This is a genomic window from Tateyamaria armeniaca (genome assembly GCF_045797845.1).
GTDB lineage: Bacteria > Pseudomonadota > Alphaproteobacteria > Rhodobacterales > Rhodobacteraceae > Tateyamaria > Tateyamaria armeniaca.
Window position 1 is genome coordinate 3,507,880 of the sequence record NZ_JBHDIY010000002.1, and the last position, 15,891, is coordinate 3,523,770.

The window sequence follows — 15,891 nt, forward strand, 5'->3', positions numbered from 1 at the left end:
GTCAGACCTCGATCGTTTTCGGGCGGCGGCGTTCAAACCACATCACCAAGAGCAGGCGGGTCACAAAGATCGCCGTGAACACGGACGTCATGATGCCCAGACCCAGCGTGATCGCGAACCCGCGCACCGGCCCCGACCCCATGGCAAACAGGATCACGGCGGTGATGAACGTGGTGATGTTGGCATCCAGAATGGCCGACAGCGCCTTTTCATAGCCCAGCTCAATCGCGCGCGCAGGCCCGCGTGCCGATTTCAACTCTTCGCGGATACGCTCGAAAATCAACACGTTGGCGTCCACCGCCATACCCACCGTCAGAACGATGCCCGCAATCCCCGGTAGGGTCAGCGTGGCCCCGATCAGGCTGAGCAGGCCAAAGATCAGCCCGATGTTCACAATCAGCGCGATATTCGCAAAAATCCCGAACAGCCCGTAGCTGAGAAACATGAACACAAGCACAGCCGTAAAGGCGACCATCGTGGCCACCTTGCCAGCGTCGATACTGTCCTGCCCCAGTTCCGGGCCGATGGTGCGTTCCTCAAGAAATGTCAGTTCCGCAGGCAAGGCCCCAGCGCGCAGCAAGACTGCGAGATTGGTGGATTCCTCGACATCGAAATTACCGGTGATGATGCCAGACCCGCCGGGAATATGGCTTTGGATCACCGGCGCGCTGACCACCTCGTCATCCAGCACAATGGCAAAGGGCGAGCCGATATTCTCGGCCGTATAGTCGCCAAAGCGGCGCGCGCCGGACGTGTTGAACCGAAAGGACACCGCCGGATTGCCGTTCTGATCGAAGGACGGCTGAGCATCCACCAGATCCTCGCCCGTGACCACGGGCGCGCTTTCCACGATGTAAAACTGCCCCGGCTCGTCCAGCGACGGCGCCATCTTGTTGCCCACGCCGGGTGCCTGATTGGCATCCGAGGTGCGGCTGACCACCGGGTTGAAGGTCAGTTGTGCCGTGGTGCCGATGATCGCCTTGAGTTCCGCAGCCGAGCCGATGCCCGGCACCTGGATCAGAATACGCTGCGCACCCTGACGCTGAATCGTCGGCTCGCGGGTGCCCACCTCGTCAATCCGGCGGCGCACGATTTCAAGGGATTGCTGCACGGTGCGCTCATCACTGGCAAGCTTTTCGGCATCCGACAGGGTGACAACCAGAACGTCCGCGCCTTCGTTGCGCACCTCTATGTCATTCGCGCCGACCCCGGTGAGGGTCTGCACCGGCTGGGCCAGCGCACGCACGACCTCAAGCGCGCGTGGCATCCCCGCAGGTTCGGAGATTCTAATGCGCAATTCATCCTCGGGCGATTGCTGCAGGCGGATGGTGCCGATGGTGGCGCGTTCGGGGCGCAGCGCGTCGCGAATTTCAGGCCAGCTTGCCTGCATGCGCGCGGCATACACATCCTCGACCTGCACTTCGGCCAGCAGATGGGCCCCGCCGCGCAAATCAAGACCAAGGTTTACGAGGCTGGATGGCATCCATGTGGGCCACTGCGCCAGCGCCGTTTGATTTTCAGGCGTATCCGCCCCCAATTCAATGGCTTGCGCGGCGTCGTTATGCCCCTCCACACGGGTGTAAAACCCGTTTGGCAGCGCCAATATCAGACCAAGGGCGACGGTCGCCCAGATCAGAACCCGTTTCCAACCCTCGATCTGCAGCATTACTTGGCAGGCTCGGTCTTGGACAGGACGTGGGCGATGGTGTTCTGCACGACGCGCACTTTGACGCCCTCGGCCAACTCGACCTCGATCTCATTGTCATCCTTGACCTTGGTGACCTTGCCGATGAGGCCGCCCTGGGTCACCACCTGATCGCCGCGGCGCAGGGCCGAGACCATGGCCGCATGTTCCTTGACCTTCTTTTGCTGCGGGCGGATCAGCAGGAAATACATGATCCCGAAGATGAGGATCAGGGGGATAAACTGGCCAAAGGCTTCCATAGGTGTCGCGTCCTTGTTCCTTGGGGCCCAGGCAGGCCCGTCGCAAAGTTTGGCATTACCTATTGTTGGCGCGCAGCTTGCGCAAGGAGGAAAGGGGCACGAGGCCACGCTTTGCCGCAGGAAAGGGGTTTGCAACGACGTCCTCCGGCGTCACGATAAAGCCATGGAGAGCACGACGATCACCCTGCCCGTTCCGTCCGGCCTTGTCTGGGGCTTTGCAACGCTAGCCGGCATCGCCATTGCCTCCTGGATCGTCGTCCTGACCCTGCCCGAAAAGGGTGGCAACCCCGCCGCCGCCCTGCGCGACAGGCTGGGCATGGAAAAGCTGCCTGTGGCCGCCTTCCTCACCGTCGCCGCGCTGTGGAGCGCGATTGCCCTCATCCTGTTCTCCGGTCTTTTCGGGCTGGTGGTGGATGTGTTGGGCGACATGGCCCCCGCGCCGGGGGCAACCGAGGCAGTCTGGGATTTCCGGTTCAAACTGATCCAGATCACCGCGCTGACGACGGTACTGGGGGCCGTGATCGCACTGCCCATCACCATGTCACGCCTGCGACTGCAGACCGAGGCGAACCTGACGGGAAATGAAGCGCTGTTCAACGACAAGATCAATGCAGCCACCGAAGGGCTCTATGCGAGACGGCAAGTCACCGAATGGAGAGAATACAATAGCCATCAGGTCTGGCAGGATGACATCGTGCAGCGTTGTGCCGCCATCGACCGTCTCGAAGGGCTGGCGGACGAAAACACATCCGAAATTCCCAGAATCGCCAGGTTGCTGTCCGTCTATGTCCGCGAACTCAGCGTCGAATTGCCCGCGCAACTGCCACCGGAAGGCGCAACCACCTTACACCTCAAGGACTGGGTCGCTTCTTTGCCCCAGCCGCGCTCTGATATGGAAAAAGCGGCGCAAACGCTTGGCCTGCTCAATCCGGTCAACCTCGACACATTGGGCGACGAAATCGACCTGCGTGGGGCAAACCTGCAATGCTGTGACCTGCAATCGCTCAATTTCGACAGAGCGCGCCTTGCGGGCACCCATCTGGAAGGCGCGGCACTGAAACATACGAGCCTCGTTCAGGCAGACCTGTCACAAGCATCTCTGACCGGGGCCGACCTTTGGTATGCGCAACTACGACTGGCAAACCTGGAAGGTGCGCAATTGCAGATGGCTGACCTCACCAATGTGGCGTTGCATCGCGCTGATCTGCGGCGCGCCCAAATGCAGGGAACGAATCTCTGGGGTGCTCAGTTGCAAGAGGCAAATCTGCGCGATGCGCAACTACAGGGGACCGATCTGTGGGGTGCGCAGTTGCAGGGTGCAAACCTCTGGGAGGCGCAGTTTGACGATAAAAGCTCGCTCGGGTCTGCCTCGCTGAGTGGAACGGCACTGAGAGACATTGATTTCACCGACATTCCGCAAATCGGCGGCCATATCGAGCAGGTATTCGGAGATGCATCCGTCACCTTGCCGAACGGGGTGACGCCGGACTCTGACAATTGGCCCGAGCATTGGTCAAAAGAGAAGCTGGGACTCAATGACTTCCTCACGCAATGGCGCGCCTTCCAAGCCACCCTGCCCCTCGATTGGGGCGACCCCGATCGTTAACAACCCTTACCCCGGCTGCACGGTAGAGGTGTATGGAGGGTGCATGCAGAGTGACACACTGTTTGCCCCCTTTTCGCGGTCCCTCAGATCGGGCATATGGGCCTCACTTCACGTTCTCTGACCCCGAGGTCCATCATGCACGACATCCGCGCTATCCGCGAAAACCCCGCAGCCTTCGACGCCGCCCTTGCGCGCCGTGGGGACGCGCCGGTGTCGTCCAACCTTCTGGCCCTTGATGAAAAACGCCGTGCCTGCATTCTGGCCGCCGAAACTGCGCAGGCTGAACAGAACAAGGCCTCGAAGGAGGTCGGCGCGGCGAAGGGCCGTGGGGACGAAACAGAATTCGAGCGCCTGCGTGCGCTGGTTGCTGAAAAGAAGAACGAAATCAGCAAGATGCAGGACGAGGCAAAAGCGCTTGATGCGCAGCTGACCGACGCGCTGGCCTATATCCCCAACCTGCCCGCAGATGACGTGCCCGATGGTGCGGACGAGGATGACAACGTCGAAGTCACCCGCTGGGGCACGCCACAAACCTTTGATTTCACACCCAAAGAGCATTTCGAGATTGCAGGCGTCGCCGCGCATATGGACTTTGAGACCGCCGCTAAGACCTCTGGCAGCCGCTTTGTTATGCTCAAGGGCGCCGTCGCCCGCATCCACCGCGCGCTGGCGCAATTCATGATCGACACCCATGTGGATCAGAACGATCTGACCGAGGTGAATTCCCCCGTTCTGGTGCGCGACGACGCGATGTACGGCACGGACAAGCTGCCGAAATTCGGCGAAGAGAGCTATCAGACCCGCGAGGGCATGTGGCTGGTCCCGACCTCCGAAGTGCCGCTGACCTACTCGGTTGCGGGCGACGTGCTGGACGCAAGCCGACTGCCCATCCGTCTCACCGCGCACACGCTGTGTTTCCGCTCCGAAGCCGGTAGCGCGGGTCGTGACACCGCTGGCATGCTGCGCCAGCACCAGTTCGAAAAAGTCGAGATGGTGTCGGTGACCCACCCGGATGACAGCGACGCTGAACAGAAACGTATGTTAAGATGTGCCGAGAACCTTCTGGAAACGCTTGGAATTCCTTATCGCACCGTGATCCTGTGCACTGGCGACATGGGGTTTGGCGCGCGCCGCACCTATGATATCGAGGCGTGGCTGCCGGGACAGGACGCCTATCGCGAGATCAGCTCGGTTTCCACCACCGGCGACTTTCAGGCGCGACGTATGAACGCCCGGTTCAAACCCGCCGACGGGGGCAAGCCGCAATTCGTGCACACGCTGAACGGGTCCGGCCTTGCGGTGGGGCGCTGCCTGATCGCAGTGCTGGAAAACGGTCAGCAGGCGGATGGATCGGTGCAATTGCCCGCAGCCCTTTCCCCATATCTTGGGGGCAAGACGGTGCTGGGCGCTGACGGAACGCTGGCCTAGATGCGCAGGGAGCCGGGGCGATAATCGCTGCGCCCCTTCTTTCTTTCATGGACTGAGGAATGGATTTCCCAAGGCGCGACAGGGCCTTGGCGCCATTTCTTCAACAAAGACCATTTGTAGGCAATCGCAGGTGCGTCCACCAGCGGATCAGGATCGCTGGGCGGAAATTTCTCGCCCGGTTTCAGCGTCAACCGCCCCGCACCCTGCACCACCCAATCGAGCGCAATCATCGACAGCGGCTGTTCCGCGCCCGACCCACCCACGATGCTGTGGTTGCCCACGAACCAAAGCTGCTGATAGGCGCGCAGCGGGCCGGTGTCGCCATCGTTCAGCCCGTCGTCGCCATCCAGATTGTCCCATTTGGCAGGCTTGTAGAGCACGCGCCGTTCATCCAGCGCCAGGGCATGGCGGGCCGATTGCACAAGGCTCGACAAGGCCATGTCGTGAAATTTGTACTGCCGGTTCCACATCGAAGCGACCGGGCCCAGCAGCGACGGCGGAATGCCCCGCGCGCCCACCGTGTCCCAGACCCCCAGATAGGCGATTTCCACCAGACGCGATGTGTCATTGCGCCACTCCAAATCCGTGACGGATGTGGCAAATCGCGGCGACATCGCACGCCGCGCTTCGCGGATATGGGGCGCGTCGGGATGGTTGCGCTGACCGCGCTGGCGATAAAGTTCGAATGCCTTGTTGACCCCCTCGGTGCTGGTGTCGCTGATGATCCCGCATTTGCGGATCATACCCGCAAGCGAGCGCGCCGTAAAAGCGCCGCGCGAAAAGCCGAACAGATAAATCTCGTCCCCCGGCTGATAGGCTTGTGCGAGGAACTGGTAGGCCTGTTTGACCTTGGCATCGAGGCCCCAGCCGAATACCCCTCCGCCATATCGGTTCAGGAACTTCTTGATAGGTCCGTCAAAGCGCACATCGGTGCCGATCCCCGGAAAATAGGCCGCCACCTGCCCTTTGGCGGGATCGCTGACAAGGGCGCGCTGCATTTTGTGCACGCTCGTCGGCTCTTGAATATCCGGCGAATTCCATGTTCCGTCGCAAAAGATCGCAATCCGTGTCATCGGGGTCCAAGTCCTTGAAATGCAGCCAAAAGCATTAGGTAATGACCAACGTTCGCGCACCTGCTGAAATTTGTAAACGGTGGAATACCATGCCCGCACTTGTCCTTTTGTTTGCACTGGCCTTTGCGGCCTCACCCTTGTGGGTGCCCGGCTTTGGCGGCTTTGACGCCGATCAGTTCCCCGTTCCGCAGGTTGACCCACCCGTGCAGCCCAAAGGCTATGCCTTTGCGATCTGGGGCGTGATTTACCTGTGGCTGATCGTCGGGGCCGGGTTTGGCGCATGGAAACGCTGGAGCGATCCGGACTGGGCCGCGATGCGCCTGCCCCTGATTCTGTCTTTGGCCGTCGGTTCGGCTTGGCTGCCCGTGGCTGTGCGCAGCCCGGTCTGGGCCACGGTGCTTATCTGGGTGATGTTGCTGACTGCCCTCTGGGCCCTGTGGCGTGCGCCGCGCAAGGATGCGTGGGCGGCGGCCTGGCCTGTGGGCCTATATGCCGGGTGGCTCAGTGCGGCGAGTTGCGTTGCCATCGGATTGCTGCTGGCAGGCTACGGCGTGACCGGCCAGGAGCTTGCCGCGTGGCTTATGGTCGGCGTGGCCATCGCACTGGCATGGGCGGTGCAATGGACGCTCGGACACGCGCCCACTTATGGCGTGGCCGTGATCTGGGCGCTGATCGCCGTTGCTGTGCAAAATGATTTCAGCAGCGTCGGGCTGCTGGCCATGGCCGGGGCTGCGTCGCTCATTTCCCCAACGCTGCGGGCCGCACGCGGCACCTAGCCGCGCCGCCCATCCGTATGTTTGCGCAGTTTTGACGGCGGTGCCTTTTTGCGTCCCTTATAAGGGTTGGCGTCGTTCTGGCCGCGCATATAGATGCGGATCGGCGTGCCCGGCATGTCAAAGTCGAGCCGTAACCCGTTGACCAGATAGCGATTATAGCTTTCGGGCATCTTGTCAGGATGGCTGCACATCACCACGAAACCGGGGGGCCGTGTCTTGGCCTGGGTCATGTAGCGCAGCTTGATCCGCTTGCCTTGCGGCGCGGGGGGCGGATGTGCCTCAAGCATGCCGGTCAGCCAGCGGTTCAGTTGCGCCGTGCTGACACGGCGGTTCCAGACCTCATACGCGCGCAAGATCGCGTCATGCAGACGGTCCATGCCACGCCCTGTCTTGGCAGACACAGTGATCAGCGGCGCGCCCTTGAGCTGCGGCAACAACCGCTCGAAGCTTTCCTTGAGGTCGCGCAGTTTGGCCTGCTTGTCCTCTTCCACGTCCCACTTGTTGATGGCAACCACCACCGCGCGGCCCTCGCGTTCGGCCAGATCGGCGATGCGCAGATCCTGCTGCTCAAACGGGATGGCCGCGTCCAGCAGCACCACAACCACTTCGGCGAATTTCACCGCGCGCAGTCCGTCGCCAACGCTGAGTTTTTCCAGCTTTTCCTGCACCTTGGCCTTTTTGCGCATGCCTGCGGTGTCAAAGATGCGCATGGGCGTGCCGTTCCAGTCGGTGCGCAGGGATATCGCATCGCGGGTGATTCCGGCCTCGGGGCCGGTCAGCAGCCGTTCATCGCCGACAATCTGGTTGATCAGTGTCGATTTGCCCGCATTGGGGCGACCGACCACGGCGACCTGCAAGGGCTTGGCATTGGTGGGCTGCGGGACGGCATCGGGGTCGTCGTCTTCTTCGTCCAGATCGACATCAACCTCGGGGGCTTCGCTGCGCGCCTTTTCGGCGTACAGATCGGCAATGGGTTGAAGCTGGGTATAGAGGTCATTCAGCCCTTCACCATGCTCGGCAGACAGGCGGATCGGCTCGCCCAGCCCAAGGTTATAGGCCTCAAGCACGCCAGCATCCGCCGCCGCTCCCTCGCCCTTGTTGGCGGCCAGCAGCACATGGGCGGACCGTTTGCGCAGGATTTCGGCGAAAATCTCGTCTGTCGGGGTCACCCCGACGCGGGCATCGATCATAAATAGGCAGACATCGGCCATATCCACGGCCCGCTCTGTCAGGCGACGCATGCGCCCCTGCAGGCTGTCATCAGTAGCCTCCTCCAATCCCGCCGTGTCGATCACGGTGAATTTGAGATCGGCCAGACGTGCGGCCCCTTCGCGCAGATCGCGCGTCACACCCGGCTGGTCATCGACCAGCGCAAGGCGCTTGCCCACAAGGCGGTTGAACAGGGTCGATTTGCCCACATTGGGGCGGCCGACGATGGCGAGGGTCAGGGTCATGGGTTTGGTCCGAACAAGATCGAAACGCGCACATAGACCATATGCGCGCCCGCGAAAAGGACTGAAAATCGTGCGGTGCGTTTAGCGGTAGGCGACCAGTTGACCCTTGCGCGTCACCAGATAGAGGGTCTGGCCCGCCACAACCGGCGCTGTCGAGGCACCCGAGGGGATGACCGCCGTGCCTGTCAGCCCGCCCGAAACGGGATCAAAGCTGCGCAGCACGCCATCGGACGAAGCCACGATGATACGCCCGCCCGCAAGGATGGGGCCGTGATGGGCAAAAATCTCGGATTGGCGATTGGGTTTGTTGGCCACGTAGTTGGGCAGTTCGACGCCCCAGATGCGGGTGCCATCACTTGCGTCAAGGCGCAGCAATTCATTGCGGTCACTGACCAGAAAGACGCTGCCGCCCACCGGAAGGACAGTATCAACCGCCCCCTCATTCGCCGTCCAGATGCGCCCGCCGCTGCCTGCGGAGACGGCCACTGTGCGCCCAGATTGGTTACCGGCATAGATCACGCCATCGGCTGCGATGGGGCGGCCCGTCACGTCATCGACCTTGGACAGGGCGCGGCCCCTGCGCTCGCCGAGAACCGAGGCGTCCCAGCGGCGCAACCCGCCTTGGCGGAACACGGCCTGCATCTCGCCCGAGCCGAAGGAAAACACGGTCAGCCCGTCCACCACGATAGGCGCAGGCGCGCCCAGCACGTTCGTGGGGCTTTCGGAGGCAGAGACTTGCCATTCCACGCGTCCGTTTGTCTTGTTCAGCGCCCAGCCGGTGTCGTCCCCGGCCATCACGTAAACCAGATCGCCAAACACGGTCGGACGCCCGGAACCCGTCGCCTCAAGGCTTTGCACCCAGATTGTGCGCCCGGTCGACGCCTCAAGCGCTGTGAGCGCGCCAAAGCCGCTGGAGATGTAAAGCACGTCGCCGTCCACGGCGAGGCCACCGCCTGTCGCATCGCCGTCATCCGCACCGTCGGGCAGAATATCACGCTGCCACAGAACGGCGCCGGAGGTCGACACGGCGGTTACGGTCGTTTGCGCATCCAGCGTAAAGATGCGCCCCCCCGCCACCACGGGGTCGGCCACGATGCGGTGCTTGCGGTCGTCCCCGGCCCCGATATTGACGGCAAAGACCTGCGTGAGATTTGCGTTCAGACGCGGGTGATCGGTGCGGAAACTCTGGGTGCCAAAACTTTGTGCTGCTTCGGCATTGGCGACTTGCGCGGGCAACGAGATGTCGCGGGCCGCGTTGGATACGGCAACGGCCTCTTCCTCGCCGACGGCGCGGGATTGGGTCAGTACGGATTCGACCGCCTCGCGTTGACCCGGCAGGATCACCTGACGTTCCTGACAGGCGCTCAGCACAGTCAGGCTGACAAGGCCAAGGCCGATCAGTGCCCCCTTGGGCACGAAACGCTGCAGTTTGAACTGTCTCGCTGCGATGCCGCCCTGTGTCATGCCTGTGCCCTTATCCTTCATCGGCGGTCTCGGTGGCCTGTGGCGCGCCGCCCAAGGCTACCATTGCCTGTAGGGCACGACGTTGCAAGCCTGAGGTCACTTCGGCATCGTCCATGATCGCCTGAAACTTGGTCAGGGCCGCGTCCGTATCGCCTGCTTCGATGTCCAGCAGGGCCAGTTGTTCCTCGGCCAGAAGGCGCAGGCGGACACCGGGCACCGCGAGGGATTCAAACCCCGCACGGCGTTGATCCATGTCCATGCTGTCCGATTGCAGAACAAGCGCCTTGAAGGACGCCACCTGCCGGTAGATCAGTGGCACGTCGGCATTGCCCGAGACGGCCTGCAGCGTCTGCGCGGCCTCTTCGGTCTGACCTGCTTCGGCCTGCGCACCGGCAGTCAGAAAGGCAAGAACTGCATCGCCCTGCGGTGTTTTGGCAGACACGTCGGCAAGCGCCCCGGCCCGCGCCACTTCGTCATTGCGCGACAACGCATCCAGCATCGCATCGCCCAGCGCTTCCGCCTTGGCGATTTCCTGCGCCTGACGGTATTCATTGTAGCCCGCCGCGCCCACGATTGCGATGATGGCAAGGGCCGCGATCCAGCCATACTTGCGCAGATAGCCGTAAAGGCGGTCGCGCCGCACCTCTTCGTTGACTTCATCGATAAAGCTGTCGGTGTCGCTCACGCCCCGCGCTCCCCAGATTTCCGGCGCGTTATGCCCACGCCCGCCTCGTTTTCGCGCTCCTCTTAACGCGCCCGCGCGCCCAAGCCAATAGCGACAAGGACATGTGCCGTGACCAGCATTTGAGCAGCATTGCGAAATCTGATGAAAAAAAGTAATCTGAACTGGTTAGTTTAGTCGTAAAAGCCCATATAGCACATGAATCGCGCATCAAGATATGCGCAGGATGATCGTGACGGAGAGCAAGAATGCGGGTTGTATCCTTTATCCTGGCCATTTTGGTCGCAACGGGTCTGTACCTTTGGGTGATCGAGCGTGACGCGACGCGTGCCTTCATCGCCGAACAGACCGGTGGTGCCGCCACGGATGCGCAAGAGACCGACGCCGAAGCTTTGGCTGAAGCCGAGGCCGCCGAAGCCGAACTGCTGGACGCAGATGCGCTGATCAAAGTGGTTGCGCGCAAATCGATCGCCCGCGAGATCGACAGCGCCGTGATCCTGCGCGGCCAGACCGAGGCGATGCGTCAGGTCGATGTGCGTGCCGAAACGTCCTCCACAGTGGTCTCTCCGCCTCTGCGCAAGGGCGCGTTCATCGAGGAAAACCAGCTTTTGTGCGAACTTTCGCCGGGCACCCGCGACTCGGCCCTGAACGAGGCGCGTGCCGGTCTTGCCGAAGCCATCGCAAGCAAGCTGGAGGCCGAAAGCCGCATTCCCGAGGCCCAGTCCCGCGTGGTTGAGGCACAGGCCCGCATTGACGAAGCGCTGGTCAACCAGAATGCAGCACGCCGCCTGAGCGAGGGCGGGTTTGCCGCGGAAACCCGTGTCAAAAGCGCGGACGCAAGCCTTGCCGCGGCCGAGGCCGCATATGAGGCTGCCAAGTCCGGTGTGACCGCGGCCACATCCGGTATGCAATCGGCAGATGCGCGCATCGAAAGTGCCGCCGCCGCCGTGGCCACCGCGGAAAAGGAGCTGGAGCGTCTGGAAATCCGTGCGCCCTTTGCCGGTCTGCTGGAAAGCGACACGGCAGAACTGGGCAGTCTTTTGCAGCCCGGTGATCTGTGCGCCACGGTGATCCAGCTTGATCCGATAAAACTGGTCGCCTTTGTCCCGGAAACCGAAGTGAGCCGTGTCAGCGTCGGCGCGACGGCCCGGGCCGAACTGGCGGCGGGCGCCACGGACATCAGCGGCAAAGTCACTTTCCTGTCCCGCTCTTCCGATCCGACCACGCGCACCTTCCGCGTGGAAATCGAAGTGCCAAATGGCGAACTGGCGATCCGCGACGGACAAACCGCGGAAATCCTGATCGCAGCACCCGGGTCCAAGGCGCACCTGCTGCCCCCTCTGCACTCACGCTGAATGCGGACGGGCAACTGGGCCTGCGCACCCTTGATGCGGACAGCGTGGTGGTCTTTGTGCCCGTGCAGGTCCTGCGCGACACCACGCAAGGCGTGTGGCTGACCGGCCTTCCGGACGAAGCGGACGTGATTGTCGTCGGTCAGGAATTCGTGACCGCAGGTGTGAAAGTCGCCCCAACCTTTCAGGAGCAAACCCAATGACCGGTATCGTCGACTGGGCCGCGTCCCGTGCGCGGATGGTTCTTGCCTTTATCTTCCTGTCCCTGTCCGTCGGCACGCTGGCCTATATCAGCCTGCCCAAGGAAGGTGAGCCGGACATCGAAATCCCGACTCTCGTGATCTCGGTTCCTTTCCCCGGCATTTCGGCGGCGGATTCCGAGACGTTGCTGGTCAAGCCGATGGAAACCGAACTCGCGGACCTTGATGGGCTGGACCGGATGACCTCGACCGCCGCCGAAGGCTATGCCAACGTGGTTCTGGAATTCGAATTCGGCTGGAACAAGACCCAAGTGATGGCCGATGTGCGCGACGCCATGGATGGCGCCGAGGCTGAATTCCCCGCCGGTTTCGAACAATACACGCTGGATGAGTTCAACTTTTCCGAATTCCCGATCATCATCGTGAACCTGTCAGGCCCGGTGCCCGAACGCACAATCACCCGCGTTGCCAAGGAGTTGCAGGACGATCTGGAAGCGATGGATGCGGTGCTGGAGGCCAGCATCGTCGGCAGCCGCGACGAGATGGTCGAGGTGGTCATCGACCCCTTGCGCCTTGAGGCCTACAACGTCACCGCCGGCGAATTGATCACCGTGGTGCAGAACAACAACCAGTTGATCGCCGCCGGTGAGATCGAGACCGATCAGGGCTCATTTGCGGTCAAGATTCCGTCCTCTTTTGACGAAGTCAGCGACATCTATAACCTGCCCGTCAAGACCAACGGGGACCGTGTTGTCACCCTTGGCGATCTGGCGCAGATCAACCTGACATTTGAGGATCGCCTGTCCACAGCCCGGTTTAACGGCAATGACACGGTCGCCTTGCAGGTGGTCAAGCGCAAGGGATTCAACCTGATCGACACGGCAACAGCCGTGAAGGAACTGGTCGATGAGCGTGCGGATGAATGGCCCGACGGGCTGAAGGCCGCTGTCGATGTCGGCACGTCCAATGACCAAAGCCGCGAGGTCGCTTCGATGGTGGCCCAGCTTCAGGGCTCGGTCTTTACCGCCATCGCGCTGGTCATGATCGTCTCCCTTGCCGCGCTTGGCCCGCGTGCCTCGCTGCTGGTCGGCTTTGCGATCCCGACGTCGTTCCTGTTGTGTTTCGTGCTGCTGGCGATCATGGGCATTTCGATTTCCAACATCGTCATGTTCGGGCTGATCCTGTCCGTGGGGATGCTGGTGGACGGGGCCATCGTGGTCGTCGAATACGCGGACAAACGGCAACAAGAGGGCGCGGGGCCGATGCAATCCTATGTGGATGCGGCCAAGCGGATGTTCTGGCCGGTCGTGTCCTCGACCGCGACAACGCTCTGTGCCTTCCTGCCGATGCTGTTCTGGCCTGGTGTGCCGGGTGAGTTCATGGGAATGCTGCCGGTCACGCTGATCTTCGTTCTGTCGGCGTCGCTGATCGTGGCGTTGATCTATCTGCCCGTGATGGGTGGTGTGTTGGGGCGGTTGACCAGCACCATATCCTCGCAAAGCAGCAAGATTGCGCGCCTGCCAATCCTTGCGCATTTGATGCTGTTTGTGCTGGCGGCCCTCATGCTTGTCGGGCTTGGCGCGCTGCCGGTCCTGCAGGGCTTTATCGCCGCTGAATTCGCCGTCATGGATCAGCAGGACACAGTTGGGTCTGTCTTGCCCACGTTCCTCACGGTTTTTGCCTACGCGATTGGCATCGTGACAGTTGTCGGGATCGCACTCAGCGGGCTGGGGCTGGCTTTCATCTCGGCGAGCGCCCTGTTCGTCCGGCTGGGCTGGGCGGGTCGCTGGGCGGGGCGGCGGATGTTCGGATCAGGCAATGGACGGGTCAAATCGGGCTATCAACGCTCCGGCTTTGGCTATTTCATACAAGGGATCGTGGGTAATCCGCTGATGCCAATCGTCATGCTGGCCGCCGTCTTTGTCTTTGTCGGCACCACGCTGATCTACTTCATCAACAACAACCGTGGCGTTGAATTCTTTGTCGAGACAGAGGCCGAACAGGCCATCGTCTACGTGCTGGCGCGCGGCAACTTGTCACTAGAAGAAAAGGATATTCTGCTGCGTCAGGCCGAAAGCGTGGTGAACGACCACCCTGGTATCCGCAGTGCCTTTGCCTTTGCAGGCAGCGGCGGGTTGAACGCGAACACAGGCGGGGCCGGATCACCGAAAGACGCCATTGGCCAGATCCAGCTGGAAACCATCCCGTGGGAAGAACGCCCCGAAGCAACCGAGCCGTGGTTCACCCTACCCTTCGTAAATTACACCGTCATGCGCGAGATCAAGGCCAACGAGTTTGACGGCGACACGGTGATGAACGAGCTGACAGAAGAGCTTGCTCAGATCCCGGGCATCCGGACCGAGGTGCTGAACCTCGCCCAGGGTCCGGCCAGCGGCAAACCCGTACATTTGCGGATCAAGGGCAACAACTGGGACGACCTGATGAACGCGGCGGGCATTGCGCGCGCCGAATTCGAAGTCACCCCCGGTCTGGTCAAAATCGAAGACACGCGCCCCCTGCCCGGCATCGACTGGCAGATCGACGTGGATGTCGAAAAGGCGGGGCGCTTTGGCGCAGATGTCGCCACGGTGGGCGCCATGGTGCAACTGGTCACGCGCGGTCTGCTGCTCGACACGATGCGGGTCGACACCTCGGACGAGGAAATCGAAATCCGCGTGCGCCTGCCCGAAGAAGACAGGGTGCTTTCCACCCTCGACACGCTCAAGGTGCGCACCGGTGACGGGCTTGTGCCCCTTGCCAACTTCATCTCGCGCACGCCGGTGTCTGAACTGGCCCAGATCAACCGGGTCGATCAGGTCCGCTATTTCGATGTGAAATCGGACGTAATCGACGGGCTGCAAAAGCTGGTCTTGACCGAGACTGTGGACGGCGCGGATGTCGACGTGTTGGCTGCCATGCTGCGCCCATCGCCCAGCGGCACCATCACTGTCGAAGACGGCACAACCTATGCTGTGCTGTCCATGGGCGAGGCGGGCCGCGGCCTTGATCTGCAGGCCGCACTGGATGCAGGCGATCTGCGCCTGCTGCCGGTCAACCCGACGGAGCGGATTGCGGAGCTGACCAAGTGGCTGGACACTGCGCCCTTCGCAAGCGGGATCGAGTCCGAATGGACCGGTGATCAGGAAGATCAGGCCGAATCCGGTGCGTTCCTGATGCAGGCCTTTGCAGGCGCCCTGGGTCTGATGTTCATCATCCTGCTGGCGCAGTTCAACAGCGTCTACAACGCGGTGCTGGTGCTGGGTGCGGTGGTTCTGTCGACCTCTGGCGTGCTGATCGGAATGCTGGTCATGGAACAGCCCTTTTCGATCATCATGACGGGCACGGGCATCGTCGCCCTTGCGGGTATCGTGGTGAACAACAACATCGTGCTGATCGACACCTATCAGGAATACGAACGCTACATGCCCCGGATCGAAGCGGTCATTCGCACTGCTCAGGACCGCATCCGCCCTGTGCTGCTGACGACCATCACGACGATGGCGGGCCTTGCCCCGATGATGTTCGGCCTCAGCCTCGATTTCGGTGGTGGAGGCTATACTGTCGACAGCCCCACGGCCCTGTGGTGGAAGCAGTTGGCGACGGCCGTCGTCTTTGGCCTTGGCATCGCGACGGTCCTGACACTGGTCGTGACACCATCGCTGCTGGCGATGCGGGTCTGGGTCGTGACCTATGCCATGTGGCTCAGCCAGCTTCTGGCCAAGCTGTCACTGGGACGCGCAAGCGTCGCCGCCCGCGACTGGTCGCTGTCACGCCAGACCAGCAAGATGCAGTCGCGCGAGTTGGTGTGGGACTTTGACGATGAGGCTGATCGGGAGGTGAAACAGCCCGAACTGCCATTTGCCAACACGCCGCCTTTGAAAGCTGCGGAGTAAGTCCACCGGGGCGCAGTCG

10 protein-coding genes and 1 pseudogene are annotated in these 15,891 nt (G+C 61.9%); 5 read left to right on the top strand and 6 right to left on the bottom strand.

All coding sequences use genetic code 11. The features are described from left to right. Nucleotide 1: 1 nt before the first annotated feature. Entirely contained in the window at nucleotides 2-1,666 is a 1,665-nt protein-coding gene (secD, locus tag ACERZ8_RS17870) for a protein translocase subunit SecD (RefSeq protein WP_407593500.1), read from the bottom strand. Then, on the bottom strand, nucleotides 1,666-1,944 hold the full coding sequence (gene yajC, locus ACERZ8_RS17875; RefSeq protein ID WP_407593501.1) for a preprotein translocase subunit YajC: 279 nt from the start codon (nucleotides 1,942-1,944) through the stop codon (nucleotides 1,666-1,668). Before yajC ends, secD begins: the two co-directional genes overlap by 1 nt. A gap of 163 nt (nucleotides 1,945-2,107) precedes the next feature. Between yajC and ACERZ8_RS17880 the strand changes: the two genes are divergently transcribed. Together ACERZ8_RS17880 and serS are read left to right on the top strand one after the other, a co-directional pair. Continuing rightward, nucleotides 2,108-3,550, top strand: a complete 1,443-nt coding sequence (locus ACERZ8_RS17880; protein ID WP_407593502.1) for a pentapeptide repeat-containing protein — start codon at nucleotides 2,108-2,110, stop codon at nucleotides 3,548-3,550. A 135-nt stretch (nucleotides 3,551-3,685) separates the two neighbouring features. Then, nucleotides 3,686-4,978, top strand: a complete 1,293-nt coding sequence (serS, locus tag ACERZ8_RS17885; protein WP_407594311.1) for a serine--tRNA ligase — start codon at nucleotides 3,686-3,688, stop codon at nucleotides 4,976-4,978. Here the strand turns inward: serS and ACERZ8_RS17890 are convergent. Continuing rightward, nucleotides 4,975-6,051 (bottom strand): DUF2235 domain-containing protein, encoded by a 1,077-nt coding sequence (locus tag ACERZ8_RS17890; RefSeq protein ID WP_407593503.1) that lies wholly within the window; start codon nucleotides 6,049-6,051, stop codon nucleotides 4,975-4,977. The two genes, serS and ACERZ8_RS17890, sit on opposite strands and share 4 nt — an antisense overlap. An 89-nt stretch (nucleotides 6,052-6,140) precedes the next feature. Between ACERZ8_RS17890 and ACERZ8_RS17895 the strand changes: the two genes are divergently transcribed. Beyond that, the gene (locus tag ACERZ8_RS17895; RefSeq protein WP_407593504.1) at nucleotides 6,141-6,827 is read left to right on the top strand and encodes a hypothetical protein; all 687 of its coding nucleotides are present in this window, start codon (nucleotides 6,141-6,143) and stop codon (nucleotides 6,825-6,827) included. On the opposite strand, the gene der is transcribed toward ACERZ8_RS17895, so the two are convergent. From der to ACERZ8_RS17910, 3 genes are all read right to left on the bottom strand, one after another. Further along, nucleotides 6,824-8,281, bottom strand: a complete 1,458-nt coding sequence (gene der, locus ACERZ8_RS17900; RefSeq protein WP_407593506.1) for a ribosome biogenesis GTPase Der — start codon at nucleotides 8,279-8,281, stop codon at nucleotides 6,824-6,826. The genes ACERZ8_RS17895 and der overlap by 4 nt on opposite strands. Nucleotides 8,282-8,362: 81 nt before the next feature. After that, entirely contained in the window at nucleotides 8,363-9,745 is a 1,383-nt protein-coding gene (locus ACERZ8_RS17905; protein WP_407593508.1) for a PQQ-like beta-propeller repeat protein, read from the bottom strand. A 10-nt stretch (nucleotides 9,746-9,755) separates the two neighbouring features. Further along, nucleotides 9,756-10,430, bottom strand: a complete 675-nt coding sequence (locus ACERZ8_RS17910) for a tetratricopeptide repeat protein (RefSeq protein WP_407593509.1) — start codon at nucleotides 10,428-10,430, stop codon at nucleotides 9,756-9,758. Nucleotides 10,431-10,675: 245 nt separating this feature from the next. Here ACERZ8_RS17910 and ACERZ8_RS17915 point away from each other — a divergent pair. Both ACERZ8_RS17915 and ACERZ8_RS17920 read left to right on the top strand, forming a co-directional pair. Continuing rightward, nucleotides 10,676-11,982: pseudogene (locus tag ACERZ8_RS17915) on the top strand (efflux RND transporter periplasmic adaptor subunit). After that, the gene (locus tag ACERZ8_RS17920; protein WP_407593510.1) at nucleotides 11,979-15,872 is read left to right on the top strand and encodes an efflux RND transporter permease subunit; all 3,894 of its coding nucleotides are present in this window, start codon (nucleotides 11,979-11,981) and stop codon (nucleotides 15,870-15,872) included. The pseudogene ACERZ8_RS17915 and the gene ACERZ8_RS17920 overlap by 4 nt, the downstream one beginning before the upstream one ends. Nucleotides 15,873-15,891: the final 19 nt, after the last annotated feature.